This is a genomic window from Nitrospirota bacterium (genome assembly GCA_016180645.1).
In the GTDB taxonomy this organism is placed as follows: Bacteria; JACPQY01; JACPQY01; order JACPQY01; family JACPQY01; genus JACPAV01.
In genome coordinates this window covers 19438-37435 of sequence record JACPAV010000031.1, presented here as the reverse complement: position 1 = coordinate 37435, position 17998 = coordinate 19438, and the positions used below count along the sequence as shown (strand labels likewise).

Below are 17998 nucleotides of genomic sequence, written 5' to 3'. Positions count from 1 at the left end.
GTAGCGCCCGATTTTACATCGGGCGAGAGGTCGTCCGGTATGAAACCGGACGCTACGAAGAAAAGGATCCGGCCCGCGGCAGATGTAACCCTAATGATTTGACAACCCCGAAATGCGCTCGGAGGCCGAAGCGCCCACCTCGGAAAAGGAGACTGGTTGCGGCCTCGTTGCCGCCCGGCTCCGAACGGGTTCGGAGCCGCGGCCGCGCTCGAAGACGTGTCAGACTCGGCGGAAGACGGGCAGGATGGCCTTGAGAACGAGCCGCAACAGCACGGCGGCCAGTACTCCGAGGCACAGCGCCGCGCCGATCGTGTCCATCCAGAGGTCATTGTCCAGGGTCTGAAAGAACGTCGAATCTGTTGCTGCGTTGAGTATGAAGCCGGGATGAACAGGCCCCATTCGACGGCAATCCAGATGAGCCAGCCGAGGCGGGTCCACTCGTTCTTGGTTGCGACTTTCCAGGCGATCCAACCGAATGCAACCGATACGATGGCGTAGGCCAGGAGGGCGTAGGCCGAACCGGGCTTGAAGTAACCGAGATTGTCCGCCTGCATCCGGAGGATTTGCTGGTACGAGGCGGCCTGTTCGAGCGTCAGGGCTGACATTTTGAGTAGTGCTCCCTGTAGCGCCCGCCTTTAGGCGGGCGATCTCCCAACGTCCGGGTAAACCCGGACGCTACGGGGGACGCACCGTCCCTGGCTGGCGCTCGCCGTTGAAAGGGCAGACTTTGTGTCTGCCTCGTTTCGGCAAGTACCGCACCGTCCCTGGCCGGCAATGGGTGAATGGACGGAGCCGCGGGCGAAGGTTAGGATGAGAGTGTGAGGAACGGGAAAGCTCTTGCCGAACGGTATTTCGAGGAAGCGGTGGAGTATTATCTGAACAGCCGGGAATTCCTCCGCTCTTGTCCGGTGGAAAATGACCGGTATCAGAAGATCAAACTCGTGCAGGAAGCGTTCGGAACGGCCTGGCTCGCCATCCTCAAAGCTCTGAGGGGTGCCCTCGTTCAACGAGGCGTTCTCCCCAAGAAACTGCCCAAGTCGTTCGATTCCTATGCGCAGGCGGTTCAGAAGCACTTGGCCTTCCGAAACGGGAAGCTCATGCAGGCCCTGGATTCGGCGTATCACGAGATTCACATTTCCGGATACCATGGGGGCGACTTGGTGACGACCTACACCGTGAAGGCCGCGATGGAGACGGCCAGGCGGATCATTGAAACGGTTTCCGGGCGCAGAATCGTCTGAGGCCGTTCCTCGTTGCATCACTGTTTTTCCGCTGTAGCGCCCGGTTCGAGGCCGCAAGGACTGAGTCGATCTTCTCGGCCTCGCCGGGCGAAAAGCGTCCGGGTGTTTGCCACGCCGCCCGGGGGCGTGGTGCTATTTTCAGCGAAGCGGAAGAACGAATCGAAATCAACCCGAATGTGTGCCACGGCAAGCCGGTCGTTCGGGGAACCCGCATCATGGTTGCCAACATCCTGAGTCTTCTGGCCGGCGGTTATGATGTTGCGAAGATCATTCAGGGGTACCCGGAGCTGTCGGACGAGGACATCCGCGCGGCGGTCGCCTATGCCGCCTCGGTCGTCCAGGATGAGGAGATCCGCTTCATAGCACCGGCCGCGTAGCCTTGGATGCTGCGCCTCCTTTGCGACCAGAACCTCCGCATCCAGACAGCAGCCTTCCTTCGGGGGCTGGGTCACCAGGTGGACGAGGTTGTTCATCCGATCCTCACCCGCGCCCTCGCGGGGCTGACCATGGAGGGTGTCGGGGGAAAAACAGTTGCCGGTTGGGATCGGTGGTATCTTCGGCCACGCGTGGTATCATTCCTTCATGAGCGTCATCCAAAAGACCGTTACCCTTGAAGGGTTCAAGGCCAGCCATGAAGCCACGGCCCTCTTCGATTCGGGGGCAACGTACTCGTGCATTTCGCCGGAGATCGCCCGCGTCCTCGAACAGGTCACAACCTTGCGCAAGCCTCTCGTCTTCGGCACCGCCCGTAATGGCGACACCCTGACGGCCACCGAGGTCGTTCGACTGGACTTCTACTACCAAGGCTACCGGTTCTCCGATGAGTTCATACTTGTGCCTGATCTCTCCGAGCAGGTCATTATCGGAGCGGCCACGCTCCAGAAGTGGCGCATGAAGCTGGACTTCGAGAACGATGACGTGATCATCGATCCGCGCGTCACGAAGCTGCGGCTGCTGTAGTCTCTCTTCCGTCACGCCTTGCATTCGCTCACTCCTCCATCGGGAATCGCCAAGGTTCTCCGGGGGGGGAGCTCCGCGGTCCCCACGGCTTCTTGCTCCCCGTCGGCTGCGAAGGCCGGAAGCGGCGAGCCGGCCGTGAGCCGTAAGCCAAGTCGCCTCCCGACCCCTCTGTAGCGCCCGGTTCGAGGCCGCAAGGACTGAATCGATCTACTCGGCCTCGCCGGGCGAAAGGCGTCCGGCTGAAGCCGGACGCTACAGGGGATGGTACGGGGGACGTTACGGCCGTAGCGCCGGCCTTTAGGCGGGCGAAGATCGTCCGGGTGAACCCGGACGCTACGGGGGATACCACGGGGCAGTCCAAGTTGTTTGCAAGGGTCGCCTTGACGTCCAGGGTCGGAGGAGGAGGGGGTGGCGGCGGCGGTTGCGCAGGAACGCTGCTACAGGGAGCCGGCTGCATGTTCTGCGCGAACGAGGAGAGCATCTGGATCTGCGTCCAGCGCATGATGGTCTGGAGCTGGGTCATGAGGGCGCGGTTGGCAATGGCGGCCGCGGGGGCGGGGTCCCTCTGGGAGATCCCATGCAGATATTGCACCCCAAGATCGCCCGGAAGACCCTGCAACAGCGCATTGACGTCGTCGCTGAGCGGTCCCTTTGCCGAGATATCCTTGGAGAGATCCTTGAGCGTGGGATCGCTCAGGGCTTTGAGAATATCCGCGACGGATGCGGGCGATGAAGTAGGGGAGCATCTTCAGATGCTCCCTCTTGTCGGGAGGGCCTGAAGGCCCTCCCCTACGCATTCTGTTAGACGCTCTAAGAATATCTGCCACGGATGCGGGCGATGAAGGGTCTGAAGTTTTCGGGGGTTGAGTCGCCTCCTGGACCCGTGCCTCTTGCGCTCCAGCTTGGCCCTTCAGACACTGTAAAGTGACGACCAAGCCGACAATCCATCAAGGGCCCAACCCTTGGTATCCCGTATCCTTTTTGCGTCCTACCGTAAGGCTGAATTTCCGCCAACATCGCCGGATTGTCAAGGCCATTGTCCCCGGAAGGCTTCGTGTGGTAATGGCGGGGGATTCATGGCGGAAAATCACGGGATGCTCATTGGAGGGAAATGGCGAGAGGATTCGCGAGGGGGGCGTCGTATTCAGGTTCGCAATCCGTTCGACGGGAGCGTGGTGGGCTCGGTTCCCGAGGCGGGTCAGGACGAGGTGGAAGAGGCCGTTCGCGCGGCGGAGGCGGGTTTTCGCATCCTCTCGCGGATGCCTGCGCATCGCCGCTCGGAAATTCTGGAGAAGGCGTCAGGGCTGATTGAAGAGCGCGCCGACGACCTCGCGCGGACGATCACTCTGGAGTCCGGGAAGCCCGTCAAGGATGCGCGGGGGGAAGTCGGCCGCGCCGTGCAGACCTTCAGGTTTTCGGCGCAGGAGGCGCTTCGAATCCATGGGGAAACGCTCCCGATGGACGCGCACAAGGCGGGCGAGGGACGGTTCGGGTTCTGGCTCCGTGTTCCCGTCGGAATCGTGGGGGCGATCACCCCGTTTAATTTCCCTCTGAATCTTGTGGCCCACAAGATTGCGCCGGCCATTGCGGCGGGGTGCAGCGTGGTGCTCAAGCCGGCGTCGCAGACGCCCATCACGTCGGTCAAATTGGGTGAGATCTTTCTTGAAGCCGGGCTCCCGCCCGGCGCGTTGAACATCGTCTTCGGGGGGGGGGCGACGGTTGGGGACTGGATTGTGTCGCATCCCAAGATCGCGAAGATCTCGTTCACCGGAAGTCCAGCGGTGGGGAGGCACATCGTCGCCCGCGCGGGACTGAAGAAAGTGACGATGGAACTGGGGTCGAACAGCGCGGTCGTGATCGATGAGGACGCCGATGTCGAAAAGGCGCTCCCCCGCTGCGTGCTAGGCGGATTCGCGCAGGCGGGCCAATCGTGCATTTCGGTACAGCGGATTTTCGTCCATCGGAAGCTGTATCAGGGAGTCCAGGACGTCATGACGCGATCCGTTGAAACTTTGCGGATGGGCAATCCACTCGATGCGAACACGGACGTGGGGCCGATGATCAGCGAGAGCGAGGCGAAGCGGGCGCACGGATGGATCGAAGAAGCCGTGGCGAAGGGCGCGCGGGTTCTCACGGGCGGGCGGTGCGAAGGGGCAATGCTGACGCCCACGGTGCTGGCGGACGCGCGGAATGAAATGAAAGTGATGGCCTCGGAGATTTTCGCGCCGGTGGTGGCGATGGCCCCCTTCGATACCTTCGACGAGGCTCTGAGAATGGTCAACGACTCGATTTACGGACTGCAGGCAGGGGTGTTCACGCGCGATCTCGGGAAGGCCATGCGGGCGGTCCAGGAACTCGACGTCGGCGGCGTGATCATCAACGATATTCCGACGGTCCGCGTGGACCACCAACCCTACGGTGGCGTCAAGGAGAGCGGGCTCGGTCGCGAGGGACCGCGCTTCGCCGTCGAAGAGATGACGACCCTCAAGATGGTCGTCTTCAATTTGTAGGCGCGGCTGGAATCCTGGTTGAGATGGCTTCAGTCCGGGCACCGATGCCCGTCCTTCGCAATGACACCCACCCTGCGTCATTGCGAGCGTAGCGAAGCAATCTCGATTGCGCATTGTCCTCCGTCGTGTAGAGTGTCTCCCGGATGAAGCTTCTCCTCATCGCGCCCGCCGGATTGGAAGTCCAGGGCGTCAAAGGCAAACACGTTCATCACCTCAATCTTGCGGTGATCGCCGCCCTTGCCACGCCGTATTTCGACGACATCCGGATCATCGAAGAGGAGTTTGAAGCGCTCGATCTCGAAGAGAAAGCCGATTTTGTCGGTATCACCATGATGTCGTGCCAGGCGCCGCGCGGCTACTGGCTGGCGGATCACTACCGGCGGAAGGGGGTCCGCACCATCTGCGGGGGCAGCCACGCCTCGTTCATGACCGAGGAATGCGGACGGCATTTCGATTCCGTGGTGGTCAACGAAGTGGAGATGATCTGGTCCGAGATCATGGAAGATTTGAAGGCGGACAAACTCAAGCCCGTGTACCAGACCGAGCAGCTCATCGACCTCAAAGATCTTCCGATGCCGCGGAAAGATCTCTTCTACGACGCCAAGACCACCTTTGGCGCGCAGGTGCTTCAGGCGGGCCGGGGCTGTCCGCTCGGATGCAATTTCTGCACGGTGACGCTCATGTACGGCAAGACGTTTCGAACCCGGCCGGTGGAGCATGTGGTGGAGGAGATCCGCCGGTTTCCCGCGCGGAATTTCTTTTTCGTGGACGACAACATCTTCTTCTCGAAGAAATACGCCTACGAACTTTGCGAGGCCCTGATTCCGCTCGGCATCAAGTGGGGGAGCCAGGGTTCGCTCGAACTGATCTGCCGGGACGAGAAGCTCCTTCACCTCGCGGCGAAATCCGGGTGCATCGGCCTCTTCGTCGGCATCGAGTCCATCGATCAGGAAACGCTGAACTCGTCCCACAAGGCCTTCAACAAAGTGAAGAACTACGAGGAGAACATCCGCAAGATGCACCGGGCCGGGATCACCGTGATCGGCGCTTTCATTTTCGGGTTTGAACGGGATACGCCTTCGACCTTCGATGACGTCCTCGATTTCGCCATGCGGAACAAGCTGGCGATGGTGAACACCGGGATCCTGACGCCGTTTCCGGGAACGGAGGTCTACGAGAAGACGAAAAGAGAGGCGACCGTATTCGATCACAACTGGAGGAACTACAGCGGGGCGAGGCTGGTGTGGCGGCATCCTCGCATGTCCAAGGAAGAGATGGAAGAGAATTACATCCGATTCCGGAAACGGTTCTACTCGTGGGCCTCCATCTTCAAACGTTTCTGGGCCAATCGAGCCCACCCGCTGTACTACCTCGGCATGAACTATACCCATTGGTGGAGGGCGCAGCGCAGCAACGAGGGACGGGCGCTCCCGACGGCGGCGTAGCGATCGGCTGGGAAAAGGGTAGGTCTTTCCTGGAGGGGAAGGCCTGGACGGGCTACTCTTCCGAGAAGGGTGACGGCAGATGCGGTGGCCGTTCAGGTTTCAAGGTGATGCGCTGGAGCTCCACAAGGCCGGTCAGGATCGACGGAGAGATTGTGGAAACAGGCACCCAGCCGGTTTCGGCGCCGCAGGATGCGTTCCACACCCGCTCCGACTCCGGTTCGTCGCCGACGGCGAGGATTCTCTCCAGCGTGACCAGCGGCGTCCCAACGATTTCCACGCCGCGCACGAGAGTCTCTTTCCCCGAGTCCACGTCGATTTTGTAAACCAAGCCCGGTGACGTGCGGAACGCCTGGTAATTGCCGCCATAAGTGTCCGTATCGCCACCCTGCGCTTTCTTGAGAATCAAGCCGAAGGGTTTCTTCTGGCGTTTGGCCTCCTGGATGAGGGTTTGCTTCATTTCCTCCGCCGTCAACGATTTGTTCGACGTCACCTGGAGCACGGCCATGCGCGCCCGGGGTCCGGAGGGGACGTACATGGAGATTTGGTACGGGCTTTCCGCGCGACCGTGGCCGTTCGAGAGCTGAGAGCCGGGCAACGGAGTGCGGGAGAGGAGATAGTTCTTGAGCACGCCCCGGTCCACAAGAACCGTCCGGCGGCCGGGCACGCCTTGATTATCAAAATCGAAATGACCCACAAGAGAGTGGCCGCCGGCTTCGGAGAGCGAGGGATCATCGGCCACGCTCAACCAGTCCGGGAGGATCTTCTGCCCGACTTTGCCTTTGAAGGTTTGGCCCGAGCGGGGATCGCGCTGGCGCTCGCCCTCGAGCCGGTGGCCTAGCGCTTCGTGGAACAGCACGCCGGCCACGTCGGGCGCGAGGATGGCCGGACCGGTGAACGGGGGGAGCTTCGCGGCCTTTCGCAGGGCGAGCAACTCCTTGGCGAGGTTCTTGGCCTCGCGTAGGAAATCCGCCTCGCGCGGAAGCTCCTGGGCGTTGGCCGTGTAGTAGAAGCGGAAACTGTCCAGCGCTTCCCCATCTTCTGCTCGCGCGTAGGCGGTGAGGGAGAGGGTGTAGGTGACGGAGGACGTCCGGATGATGGTTCCCTCCGAATTGACGAAGTAGTCGATCACGCGGTTGCCCTGTACCCAGCAGGTGGGTGAGTAGAGGAGCGGTTCTTTCGCCAGCATGGACGTCGCTTTGCGGCCGAGATCCCGCCAGGCATCGAGATCGATCTGAAGCGGCTTGATGGGCTGGACCGCCACCACGGGCTGTTCCCTCGTAAAATCCTTCAGGTCCGCCTCGCGGACGAGCGTGGCGTCTTCCGCCGTCTTGCGCTGATAATCCCTGAGCGCCCGCTTGTACGAAATGTCGGCGAGCAGCCAGAGGGCGCCGCGGATCGACTTGGGATCGTCCTCCACCGGAACGCGGGTCACTTTCCATCCGTCCGGCCCGAAGTCGTCCTCCAGGCTCTCGTGCTCTTCCTTGTCCCAGATGAGATTGGAGCTGTCGAGATCATACGAGCCGAGCCGGACTTCCACCGAGGCGTATCGGCGTGGGTGGTCTTCGGGATGTTCCTGCACCACCGCGCCGCTGACCGTTTCGACGTAGCGCTCCTCGGCCTGCTGGATCCAAATGCTGAGGAAGTAGGGCTTCGGCCGCCCTTTGCCGCCGCCGAGGCCTTTCATGGACCTCTTGAGTTCGGCCTGCATCGCGCGGAGGACGGGATCGCGGTGGATCTCCTCCTCGGCGGAAGCGGCGACGGGACGATTCGCCAGAAGCGCGCTCATGACAGCCAGCATGCGGAAAAGTTCACTTGCATATCCTACAACGTTCGATTTCACGATCATCATCCTGACGCTCCGTGCAATCCCAATGATGTCGGGCTCCTGCCCTCCATACGGACCAGCCGATGAGACCTTTCGGGATTTGACCACGCGACACGGCGGAACCGTAATCCATTGCGCCGGGGAGGTCAACCGAGAGAGTCGTCCGGATGTTTGACCGCCCCATACTGAGGTGGTAGCTTCCTCGCATGAGGAACGGGAAACCCACCTTGCGGAAACTCCGGGCGGAAATGTTGGACAGGTTTGACCTGATGGAGCGGAATTTCTGTCGGCAGCTCTTGGAGATGAAGAAGACTTTTGGCCGGGATATCCGCGGACTCAAGGAAAAAGTCAAGGACGTCATCGAGTTCATTGCCGATATGGATCAGGAGTTGAAAGATCACAAACGGGACTCCCGTGCGCACCAATAGTCTGGTGGTTCGCTTCTTGCACTCACTCACTCACTCACAGTCATACCCTAGATTCCTCCTCCTCCTATTCGCGCTGACATTCGCCGCTTGCTCCGCGGAAGCCGAGAAAAGGCTTGTCGAGGGGTTGCCCGCGCCGCAGAACATCCAATCCGTCATCGGCGAGAACAACGTGACGCTTTCGTGGGACCTTGTAGCGGGGGCGCGCGGGTACATGTTCTACTACGACATGAAAAGCGCCGCGCGAAGGGGCAAGGGGCTTTCGATCGGAAATTCACCGGCCGACGTTGGAAACGTGTCGAGATTCTGATCGAAGGCTTGGAACCGAACCTCACGTACTTTTTCGAGGTTTCGGCGACCGCGCCCGATGGGGAAGGGCCGGCCTCTCCGGAAATCAGCGTTGCGCTTGAGGCGATCACGGCGGCGCCTGAGCCGCCCAAGAACCTTCAGGCGCGAACGGGAAACGCCTCCGTGGCTCTATCATGGGAGGCGTCGGCGGGTGCGGCTGAATACCGAGTCTACTATGGCGCGAAAACGGGAGGACCCTACATTGGCAAGGGAGCAAAGGAGGGCGCCTCACCGGTGAGCATAGCGGGTTCGTTGAACGCGACGCTGACCGGACTCAGCAACGGTCAGGTGTACTTCTTTGCGGTTTCAGCTCTCAATTCCCGGAGCGAGAGCGACAAGTCGGGCGAGGTGTCGGCGACTCCGATGGCGGAATTATCAGACAACCCTTCCGCGCCGGATGTCCCCGCGCATCCGTCCGAACCGGACGCAAAATCCACGTGCATTGTGGGGTCGTCGAAGATTGGCTCGTGCATTCTGGGATGAGGAAATCGAGGAGGTGTCCGATGAGAATTCAAGTGTTCGTGAAAGGTCTGCTGCTCGGCGCGGGGATCGCGGTGGGCGTGATCGGAACCGTTGCCCTGGCCGTGACGGTCGGAACGGTCAAGACTTGGACGACCGGCGAAGCCCTTGTCGCGGACGACCTGAATACATCAATCGGAAATCTCAAGAAGGCCATCGAGGGCCTCCCGAATTGGACCAAGAGCGGCGCGAATGCCGTCTACACCGATGGCAACGTGGGGATAGGAACGTCCAGTCCGTCGGCGGCTATGGATGTTGGGGGCGCCATCTCGACGCAAAATGGCGGTATCAGGTGGAAATTACTGTCGGGCACCGTCGATGGCAGCGGTAATCTCAGGGTGACACACGGTTTGGACTACCAGAAAATTCTATTCGACTTTATTTCGTACCTTGACATAAGCTCTGGTCGGCAAATGACGGTTGTGGGAAAGGTCGATGAATCCGCTATTTTTATCGACATGATGGGTGCGAACGCCGCGAACAAGCCCTGCAAGGTAGTGGTGTTCTATACGGAGTAACCTTGGGAACCGAGTTCATGGGTCCCGATGCTCCGATAAGGTGGTGAGAGGTGTACGGTGAATAAGAGCCTATCCTAGTACCTGAACACGGACGCAAGGCATTTTGAGACCCTGAACCAAGTTCAGGGTGACAAAACGGGATGTCATGCTGGACTTGTTTCAGCATCTCAAGGAAGTTGGGGAATCTCTGGTTCCGCATCGGGTCTGTTGCCCCTTGATGCGCGATGCGATAATCTTCCACGGATGCGGGGTTTATTTCGCCTGTTCGCCTTCTTTCTCGTCTGCTTCCTGGCTTTCTCAGACCTTTCGGATGCCACCCCCGCGGAGCGAGCCGAGGCCGAAACGGAAGCCAAACCAGACATCACGCCGACAGGGCAAGGCTTCCAAGTCCTCTGGACTCCCCGGAAGGAGACCGCGCCGCGTTCGCTGTGGGGAAAATACCTCGGCGCGCTGGGAGGACTGAAAGTCACGGTGTTCCAGGGCTGGGCGCAGGTCTCCTCGTCGGTTCGATCGGAGGAGGGCGGTACCCGAGACGTGGCCAGCGGCGATGCCCGAACGGATGGATATCGGGTGTCGCTGTTCTCCGCGCCGCGCTCCAGCGGATTTTTCATCTACCCCACGGCGGATTTTCTGGCCCAGACGATCGAGATCGCGGATTTCCGCGAAGCCGTGCCTCCCATCGATCTGCCCAGTGCGGAGGAGATCCCGGCGATTGTGACCGATCCGGAGACGGGTGAAACCGTCGACATCACGGACCCCAATACTTACCGCCTCTACCTCCGGTCGCTCGGCATCGGCCAGAGGGCGGGGTTCGATTTCGTGGCCGGGAGCAGTTGGATCGAGATGTATGCGACGGTGGAAGCCGGCGCGAATCTCGTCGAGGCGCGACACGCCATCGTGAGGCTCGGCGATCGCGTGGAGCGCGGTGCGGGGCTGAAGGCGTTGGGTTCGTTCGTCGGCGCCGGCCGCGTGGGGTTCACTTTCCCCAAGGCGCATTTCGCACTGAGCGCCACGGGGGAGTTGAAGACCTATCCCCAGTTCGACTATCCCAACCCGGTCGAGTTTCGGGGCGCGATTGCCTACGACCCCCAAAAGGAAATCAACGAGCGTCCGCGGGAATTTGTGCGCGGGGCCGCGCTCGACACGGCGGAAGTCACGGTCTCCGTCTCGTATGTTTTCTAGATCGTGCTTGCCTCTCGCGATTGTGGCGCTCGTGATCGTTTCGTGCGTCGAATTTGAGCCCGAGGAGAAAGGCCGACCCCTCGAACCGCCGAAGCTCATCATCCGCAATTCGAGCCAGTTTCCTTTGCGGGAACTCCGGCTCCACCCGGACCTTGATTACCGGAAAAGCCGGAATGTCCTGAACGGCGACATGGGGGTGGACGACCAGTTGACGCTGAACTGGGACAAAACGCGGTACGTTACGGTCATGAGGGAGAAAGTGCGGAACGGCAAAGTGCTCGCGTTCACGACCGCCACCCCGGTGGGCGCGCTCAAACCGGGGTACCTTTCGGAGCTGGCCGTCTTTGACGAATCGTTCCGGCTCGCCAGCGTCTACATCCCTCCGGCGATCCCGACGGCGCTCGCCGCCGGCGCCTACCATGCCTGCGCCGCGGACATGGATGGATTCGTCAAGTGCTGGGGCGCCGACTACTCCTGGAAACCGAGACCGGACCGGCCGAAAGATCCCTTCAGTCCTAGGAAGATCGACGGGGTTTCGACGCTCACCGCCCTCGCGGCGGGCGATGGGTTTACCTGTGCCCTCACGGCGGATCGGAATGTGCGTTGCTGGGGGACCACGATCGAGGGACTCGGCAGCGGCACGCGAATCCCCTCCGAGATGACGGCCATCCCTGTCGATATCGGCGACGTCATCGCGCTCGCCGCCGGAGAAAAGCACGTGTGCGCCATCAAGACGGAGGGAACCGTGCGTTGCTGGGGATCGAATTTCGCCGGTCAACTCGGCGATGGTACGACGGAGGATCAATACCTGCCCGTTGCCGTGACGGGGCTGTCGGATGCTGAGGCCATCTCCGCCGGGGCCTATCACTCCTGCGCCCTGCGGCGCGGAGGGCGGGTCTCCTGCTGGGGATTCAACGCTACAGGTCAACTGGGGGACGGGACAACCGAAGCTCGATCGATCCCGACCGAAGTATCCGAACTTACGGATGCGGTCTCCGTTGCGGCTGGAGCGGCCCACACCTGCGCCGTCGTCTCCGAGGGAAACGTAAGATGCTGGGGAGACTCCTCCTACGGGCAATTGGGGAACGGCAGGGGCACGCCTGCGGAATGCCGGGGAGCGGACACCTGCGGGAGATCCCCGGTCGACGTCACAGGGCTGGCCGGAGTGCGATCGCTGTCTTCAGGCAGCGACTACACCTGTGCGCTGCTCTCGGATGGAACGGTCGCCTGCTGGGGTTGGAACGGGTTCGGACAACTGGGAAACGGCGCCAGGGCCGAGAGGGAGGGCGTTGTGACCGTGTCGGGGCTCGGGGGTGTGATCGCGGTATCCACGGGCGTCGCGCATACCTGTGCCCGTCTTGAAAACGCGATGGTGTACTGTTGGGGTCTCAATACCCTCGGACAACTCGCCGAGTTCGTTCAACATCGGTGCGGCGTGGACGACTGCCGCCCGACTCCGATGGCCATCCCGGGGATTCCGTAATGGGGAGCCGCTCCACGAGGTACCGCACGGGAGTGGCGGCCCTGGATGAGGCTCTTGGCGGCGGGCTGGTGCCGGGCACGCTGGCGGTCATCGTGGGCGCCACGGGGATCGGGAAATCGCATCTCGGCATGAGCATCGCGAACGCCGGGCGGAATCAGGAGCGGCATCCGGGATTGATCCTGGATCTGGCTTCCCGAGGCGACGATCAAGGCGAGAAGGCGATCGCCCGGAGGCTCCATCGCTGGTCGATCACGGAGAAAGACGGCTTGCCCGGAGCGCGCAACCTTCGATCGCGGCCGGCTTCGTTCGACTTGTATCGCCCCTTCGCGGGACTGGGACTGGGTGTCACCAAGGACCCGGAGAGATGGGCCCTTCAGCTCCAAACCCGGCTCCAGCTCACCGCGGCCTTTCTCTACCAGGGTTTCGCCCAGGGGCGGAAGCGGGTGATCGTGGATGGCATCGAGCCGCTGGGGGAACGGCCCTCCTCGCAGGCGGAGTTCATCGAGACCGTATTCGAGCAGTACATCCGGCTGGAACCGGAGTGGCTGGCCCGGGAGGCCCTGCGGGAGAATTTCAGATTCAAGAAATCTTTTGTGGACGCGCATCGCTACGACGAGAAAGCGGTGACGACCGTTCTGCTCGTCACGGCGCGGGAGATCATGCTGGAAGATCTCATTCGCGCACCCATTCCGCTCGACGGGCCCGAATACAACGCCTCCACATTGATCCTCATGGGGTGGAGAGAGGAGCACGAAACGCGGTGTCGCTCGCTGCGCATTCTGAAACATCGGGGGAGCAACCATCGAGCCGAAGAGCTGGAATTCGACATTACGGAAAAAGGTTTTCAGGTCGTGTAGCCCATTTCCGGTGGCACGCCGCTTGCATCGGAGATCGCATGGCGTGTAGCCGCTCCTTCGCGATTGTGGGCCTGATCGGTCTCCTGCTCCCCGCCTGTCAATTCGCACACCGGGTCATGATCCCGCGTTATCCCTCCTCGGAAGACATGGTCCTTGAGGAAAACTGCGAAGCCATCCCCGTGGCCATTGGCGATTTCGAGGTGGCGAGTCTGAAGGAGTGGGACATCTACAGGGTCGGCATGCTGTCGGATATGTTCCTCACCTACGTGACGGCCCATTGCGGATTCAAGGGCGCGAAAGGAGGACCTCCCGGGAACGGCTTGTGGTTGAACGCGCGGATAGAAACGAAAATCAAATCACGGCGCACGTGGCTCCTGGATGCCCTCGCGGTATTCCCCGGCTTGATCGTCTACCAGCCGTTCACACCGGAGTGGGGGAGTGTGACTGTGCGAATGAAAGTGGGGGCCATTGACCCCATCGGGCGTGAAATTTATTCGAGTTTCACCGAGGTCGAGGCGCCCTATGACATCCTGTTCTGGTCGTGGTTCCTCCGGCGGAACATCGAGGATGCGTTTCGCCGGGCCTACCACGAAACGTTCCGTGCCCAGGCGAGGGCGCTCGCGGCCAAACACGGCGAATTTCTCGAGGCGCTGAAGGCGCCTTACGCCGAACCGGTGGCCGCCGGGACGGGATGGCGTCAGATCTACGGTATTGTGAAGGCGACCGGGATGGCGGCGCCCGAGGAACGCCGGATCAGTTTGGAACAGGATGGAACGGTCTACCTCATCCAGAAGGAGGAGAAGGATGATCCCAGGAGAGCGGCGTGGAGGAATTACGTCGGCGCGCTCGGCGGCGTGCGGCTGACCACCTTCAAGGGGCTGGCCGGCGTGTCGTCCTCGATTCGCGACGAGGACGGCAGCGGCTCCCGCGTGGTTGCGAGCGGGAACGCGCGGTCGAGCGGCTATCGAATCTCGCTCTATTCTACCCCGAAGAAGACGGGGCTTTTCATCTATCCAACGGTCGATTTCATGGACCAGACGATCGACATCGCGGATTTCCGAGAGCGGGTGCCGGTGGTGCAGCGTCCGGACACGACCGACATGCAGGGCCTTTTTTCCGATCCCGATTCCGGAGTGGAAATCGACATCACCGAGCCGAACACTTACCGGCTCAATCTGCGGTCCACCGCCGTGGGGCAGCGGGCCGGTTTCGATCTGGTCCTACGGCTCGGCCCGGTCCGTTCGTTCCTGACGGCGGAGGGCGGCGCCAATGTCCTTGAACGTCGGTGGGCGGATGTGCGACTGGCGCAGCATCGGGAAATCGGCTCGCAATGGATCTGGCTCGGTTCGGGCGCGGTGGCGGGGCGGCTTGGGTTCGGCGTGCCGAAAATTCATCTCTCCGTGAGCGGGACTGCCGAATGGCGCTACTACCCGAAGTTCGACTACCCGAACCCCATCGAGTTCCGCGCGCCCGTGAAATACAACCCCGCGAAAGACATTTTCGAGCGCCCGCGCTCGTTCGTCGGCGCCGCCTCGCTCGACACGACCGATTTCACGCTCTCCGTGTCGTATGTGTTTTGACGACCGGATGGATGGTCTGGTAGCCGCAGGCTTCAGCCTGCGTGGAGGACGCACCCGTAAAGGGTGCGGCTACCGGGCGGTCGCTACCCAGGTTGCGGTATCGGGTTTGGCCCTCTCCCTCCTCTTTGCCGCGTGCTCGGACAAGTATGAGGGATCGTACGCTCCATCAGGAGAGGAGGCAGTCGGCCCACCCCCCAAGCCCGTGTGCAAGCTGATCGAGCCGCCGCCTCCGCCCCCGGAAATGATTCTCAGCAATGAAAGTCAGTTCGCGCTCGATGAGCTCCGGATTCACCCATCGGCGAACTATCGCGAATCGCCCAATGTCCTCGCCGAACCGTTTGTCATCGGCCAAAGCATGAAGCGGGTCTGGCGGGATTCGATGAACGTAACGATTATTCGCCTGAAGGTCGAATACGGCGCGCGGGTGGCGATGACCACGCCGAGCCCGATCAACGGTCAGCCGGAAGCCACGGCGCATCAATTGAAGATCTTCGACGAGGCGTTTCGGCTTTCCGAATTGACGCAATTCCCGAGGGCGCTCGGTGCGGGGGACACCGTTCCGGCCCATTTCGAGGGATTGGATACGATCCAATCTCCGCCGGAATGCCCTCCGTACGAAGAAGTATTCGTCGGCGCCGAAATCGTTCTGACGTGGAAACCGGCGTCGGACGAGGTCAGCCCGAGCATCGGGATGGCCTATGAAATCTGCCAATCGCTGGAGAAAGGCGCCTGCGGGTCCAATTTTGTCTCCGCCTACAAAACGCGGCCCGGCGAGCAGATCTACAGAGTCAAGCCGGACAACCCCGGAGAATATTTCTTCGTTGTCCGCGCGCGCGACGAATCGGGCAATATCGAGTCGAACGCGATCGAAAAGTCGATCCGGATCCGATCTCCCGCCGGCAAGTTGCGCGCGGATACAACCCCGCCGACCTTCGGTGGAATCAAGGAAGCGAATTCCAACTCCACGACGGAAGTGGTCCTCTCCTGGGAGGGGGCGACGGACGATCTGTCTGCTGCCGGATCGATCTGGTACGCGTACTGCGTTTCGACCACCGAAGGAGAGTGCGTTAAGGACTTCAAGCCGGCCGGCTCGACGTATGCAAAGACGATCACGGCCAAAGACCTGACGCCGGGAGCGAAATACTTCTTCGTCGTCCGCGCCACGGACGAAGCGGGAAATCGGGATGCGAACGTGAAGGAGATGACGGTGACGATGCCCGGATCTCCACCGACGCCGACTCCTACCGAGCCGCCGCCACCCACCTCCGTTGATCCCCCACCTTCCAGCGAAACCGCGACTCCAACGGCATCGGAGCCGATCGCTCCATCCTCCCAACCGAACTCACCGGCTGTCGAATCCGATCCCCAAGCTCCTCAGTTCGGCGGCCTGCAAAGCGCCAGGCTCTCCGGGAACGGAGACGTCGTCCTGGAGTGGGCAACGGCGTCGGACGATGCCACGCCGGTCGACCAGATCGTCTACGAAATCTGCCAATCTTCGAAATCCGGCTATTGCCCGGCCGACTTCTGGGCGGCGTACGAAACCGTCCCAGGCGCAATAAGCTACACGTTGATGAAATTCAACCCCCGGTCGACCACCTACTTCGTCGTCCGCGCCCGCGACGCCTCCGGCCGCCGCGATTCGAACACGATTGAGCGTTCTGTCACCCCGTAGAAAGGGGCGGGTCGAGTCGCTGCCGGTTTGCCTGGTGAGTGCGAGTGTGGTCGGCCAGGAAGCTCAGGCCATCATGGCCAGGGAGCCGATCTGCATCGCGAAGGCCATGTCGCCCTTGATGCGCATTTTTCCCTGCATGAAAAGCTGTTGGGGATTGGCCTTTCCCTCTGAGAGATCCTTGAGGTCGCCGGAATTCATCTCGAGTTCCGTGCGGGGTCCGGTTCCCTGTTTCGGATTGAACCGGATTACCGTGTCTTGTGCCTCGCCGCCTGGCTCGGTGATATGAAAAACCAGCTCGCCCTTGAGCATTTTCACTTTTTCAAAACGGGCGGGGGACATCTTGAAGGGATTGGCTCCACCACCGGGCGCGGCACCGATCGGCATGAAACTTCCGCCTTGCATCAGGCGGTCCCAATCCCGCCTGGATAGCGTGAATGAAACGATCGGATTGGTCGCGGCGGCTTCCTTCGTGATCAGATTTCCTTTGTCCAGCGCGAGCGTCCACGTGCCGCCTTCCGGCAGCACGATCTCCATCTCGCCGGTGATCTGCTGAAGCTCAGGCTGTCCGCCCGCCACGCCCTTGAATAGAGAGGGCAAAGTGTTCTCGAAAAATTCTTTGGGTGTCATTCGGCGAACGTAGCAAATCATCCGTTTCGAGTAAAGCGGAATTGGAGCCCTGGCGCGGCCCCGCAGGCGTAAAGCCCCATGCCACGGAGGGAATGGGGCCATGATATGTCGCCGTGCCACGGATGGCACGGCATGGACCATGGCCTGCGCCTACCATGGACCTGCGCTCTTGGCAGCTCTCGGTAGCTCCTGGTAGCCGCAGGCTTCAGCCTGCGTCCGAATTTCAAGTCTTTTCTCAAAATCGCCGATCATCTTCAGAAAGAGGTGAAGGTCTGTGTGTAAATGTAGTATTTTGAATTATTTTGATTTCTTTTGATTCTGCTTGACGTGAAACCTACCGATGGATAGAATAGAGGATTGAATGCCACAAGGGGAACCGCCATTGCTCAAGAGAAATCTCCGGCTGGAGATTCTCTACTACCGTGCGCTGCTCAATGCGACGAAAACCATGCTGGAATCGATGGCTGCGGACGATGACCTCCGTCTCCTTTTCGGCGTGCGCCGGCGGGGTCGTGTGATCAAGAAAATCCAGCGCGTGGAGTCCCGCATCGCCGGAATCCTGGGCGATGCATACCCCGAATCATTGCGAGAGGCTTCCGTCTCACCCCTGAAGGAGCATCGTGAGATGCTTTCCCTCATGCTTGCGGAACAGCTCCACCTGGACAAAGAGGTTGAAAAGCGGATGAAAACAAAGAAAACTTCCGTGCATGAGGACCTCGCCCGAGTCCGATCTCGCCGGAACAAGGCTCAAGGGGCCTACGGGATTCCGGCCCGCCGCGGAGTCTACCTGGATCGGGCGTCCTGAT

The 17998-nt window shown here is 61.1% G+C and carries 17 protein-coding genes; 15 read left to right on the top strand and 2 right to left on the bottom strand.

Annotation, left to right across the window (positions count from 1 at the left end; genetic code table 11):
- Positions 1-818: 818 nt before the first annotated feature.
- The 5 genes from HYT87_16625 (at position 819) to HYT87_16605 (ending at position 6156) form a co-directional block, all read left to right on the top strand.
- Complete coding sequence (locus tag HYT87_16625) at positions 819-1241, top strand: DUF5618 family protein (GenBank protein MBI2061365.1); 423 nt, start codon at positions 819-821, stop codon at positions 1239-1241.
- Between the two features lie 134 nt (positions 1242-1375).
- The gene (locus HYT87_16620) at positions 1376-1618 is read left to right on the top strand and encodes a DUF433 domain-containing protein (protein ID MBI2061364.1); all 243 of its coding nucleotides are present in this window, start codon (positions 1376-1378) and stop codon (positions 1616-1618) included.
- Between the two features lie 205 nt (positions 1619-1823).
- A complete protein-coding gene (locus HYT87_16615; GenBank protein MBI2061363.1) occupies positions 1824-2201 on the top strand; it encodes a retroviral-like aspartic protease in 378 nt (125 codons plus the stop codon).
- 1076 nt (positions 2202-3277) lie between these two features.
- Positions 3278-4711, top strand: a complete 1434-nt coding sequence (locus HYT87_16610; GenBank protein MBI2061362.1) for an aldehyde dehydrogenase family protein — start codon at positions 3278-3280, stop codon at positions 4709-4711.
- A gap of 143 nt (positions 4712-4854) precedes the next feature.
- Positions 4855-6156, top strand: coding sequence for a B12-binding domain-containing radical SAM protein (locus HYT87_16605; GenBank protein ID MBI2061361.1), 1302 nt, complete (start codon positions 4855-4857; stop codon positions 6154-6156).
- A gap of 52 nt (positions 6157-6208) precedes the next feature.
- Here HYT87_16605 and HYT87_16600 read toward each other — a convergent pair whose 3' ends face one another.
- Positions 6209-8005 (bottom strand): TldD/PmbA family protein, encoded by a 1797-nt coding sequence (locus tag HYT87_16600; protein MBI2061360.1) that lies wholly within the window; start codon positions 8003-8005, stop codon positions 6209-6211.
- A gap of 182 nt (positions 8006-8187) precedes the next feature.
- Here HYT87_16600 and HYT87_16595 point away from each other — a divergent pair, with 182 nt between their 5' ends.
- The 9 genes from HYT87_16595 (at position 8188) to HYT87_16555 (ending at position 16565) form a co-directional block, all read left to right on the top strand.
- Positions 8188-8409 (top strand): hypothetical protein, encoded by a 222-nt coding sequence (locus HYT87_16595; protein ID MBI2061359.1) that lies wholly within the window; start codon positions 8188-8190, stop codon positions 8407-8409.
- Positions 8396-8716 carry a hypothetical protein gene (locus tag HYT87_16590; GenBank protein MBI2061358.1) on the top strand — a complete coding sequence of 107 codons (321 nt, stop codon included), beginning with the start codon at positions 8396-8398 and terminating at the stop codon, positions 8714-8716. The genes HYT87_16595 and HYT87_16590 overlap by 14 nt, the downstream gene beginning before the upstream one ends.
- Before the next feature lie 8 nt (positions 8717-8724).
- Positions 8725-9237: a fibronectin type III domain-containing protein gene (locus HYT87_16585; GenBank protein MBI2061357.1), complete on the top strand. Its 513-nt coding sequence runs from the start codon at positions 8725-8727 to the stop codon at positions 9235-9237.
- Positions 9238-9257: 20 nt separating this feature from the next.
- The gene (locus HYT87_16580; protein ID MBI2061356.1) at positions 9258-9791 is read left to right on the top strand and encodes a hypothetical protein; all 534 of its coding nucleotides are present in this window, start codon (positions 9258-9260) and stop codon (positions 9789-9791) included.
- A gap of 243 nt (positions 9792-10034) precedes the next feature.
- A complete protein-coding gene (locus HYT87_16575; protein MBI2061355.1) occupies positions 10035-10973 on the top strand; it encodes a hypothetical protein in 939 nt (312 codons plus the stop codon).
- A complete protein-coding gene (locus HYT87_16570; GenBank protein ID MBI2061354.1) occupies positions 10963-12456 on the top strand; it encodes a hypothetical protein in 1494 nt (497 codons plus the stop codon). Before HYT87_16575 ends, HYT87_16570 begins: the two co-directional genes overlap by 11 nt.
- Before the next feature lie 32 nt (positions 12457-12488).
- Positions 12489-13313, top strand: coding sequence for a hypothetical protein (locus tag HYT87_16565; protein MBI2061353.1), 825 nt, complete (start codon positions 12489-12491; stop codon positions 13311-13313).
- 38 nt (positions 13314-13351) lie between these two features.
- A complete protein-coding gene (locus tag HYT87_16560; protein MBI2061352.1) occupies positions 13352-14893 on the top strand; it encodes a hypothetical protein in 1542 nt (513 codons plus the stop codon).
- A gap of 7 nt (positions 14894-14900) precedes the next feature.
- A complete protein-coding gene (locus tag HYT87_16555) occupies positions 14901-16565 on the top strand; it encodes a hypothetical protein (protein ID MBI2061351.1) in 1665 nt (554 codons plus the stop codon).
- Positions 16566-16628: 63 nt separating this feature from the next.
- Here the strand turns inward: HYT87_16555 and HYT87_16550 are convergent, their stop codons facing one another.
- Positions 16629-17192 carry an SCP2 sterol-binding domain-containing protein gene (locus HYT87_16550; protein ID MBI2061350.1) on the bottom strand — a complete coding sequence of 188 codons (564 nt, stop codon included), beginning with the start codon at positions 17190-17192 and terminating at the stop codon, positions 16629-16631.
- Between the two features lie 361 nt (positions 17193-17553).
- Between HYT87_16550 and HYT87_16545 the strand changes: the two genes are divergently transcribed.
- On the top strand, positions 17554-17997 hold the full coding sequence (locus HYT87_16545; protein ID MBI2061349.1) for a hypothetical protein: 444 nt from the start codon (positions 17554-17556) through the stop codon (positions 17995-17997).
- Position 17998: the final 1 nt, after the last annotated feature.

Coding starts and splice junctions, on each gene's coding strand:
- HYT87_16610 (MBI2061362.1), top strand. CDS start 3,278: ATGGCGGAAAATCACGGGATGCTCATTGGAGGGAAATGGCGAGAGGAT.
- HYT87_16555 (MBI2061351.1), top strand. CDS start 14,901: ATGGATGGTCTGGTAGCCGCAGGCTTCAGCCTGCGTGGAGGACGCACC.
- HYT87_16550 (MBI2061350.1), bottom strand. CDS start 17,192: ATGACACCCAAAGAATTTTTCGAGAACACTTTGCCCTCTCTATTCAAG.
- HYT87_16575 (MBI2061355.1), top strand. CDS start 10,035: ATGCGGGGTTTATTTCGCCTGTTCGCCTTCTTTCTCGTCTGCTTCCTG.
- HYT87_16595 (MBI2061359.1), top strand. CDS start 8,188: ATGAGGAACGGGAAACCCACCTTGCGGAAACTCCGGGCGGAAATGTTG.
- HYT87_16580 (MBI2061356.1), top strand. CDS start 9,258: ATGAGAATTCAAGTGTTCGTGAAAGGTCTGCTGCTCGGCGCGGGGATC.
- HYT87_16570 (MBI2061354.1), top strand. CDS start 10,963: ATGTTTTCTAGATCGTGCTTGCCTCTCGCGATTGTGGCGCTCGTGATC.
- HYT87_16560 (MBI2061352.1), top strand. CDS start 13,352: ATGGCGTGTAGCCGCTCCTTCGCGATTGTGGGCCTGATCGGTCTCCTG.
- HYT87_16600 (MBI2061360.1), bottom strand. CDS start 8,005: ATGATGATCGTGAAATCGAACGTTGTAGGATATGCAAGTGAACTTTTC.
- HYT87_16605 (MBI2061361.1), top strand. CDS start 4,855: ATGAAGCTTCTCCTCATCGCGCCCGCCGGATTGGAAGTCCAGGGCGTC.
- HYT87_16615 (MBI2061363.1), top strand. CDS start 1,824: ATGAGCGTCATCCAAAAGACCGTTACCCTTGAAGGGTTCAAGGCCAGC.
- HYT87_16545 (MBI2061349.1), top strand. CDS start 17,554: ATGCCACAAGGGGAACCGCCATTGCTCAAGAGAAATCTCCGGCTGGAG.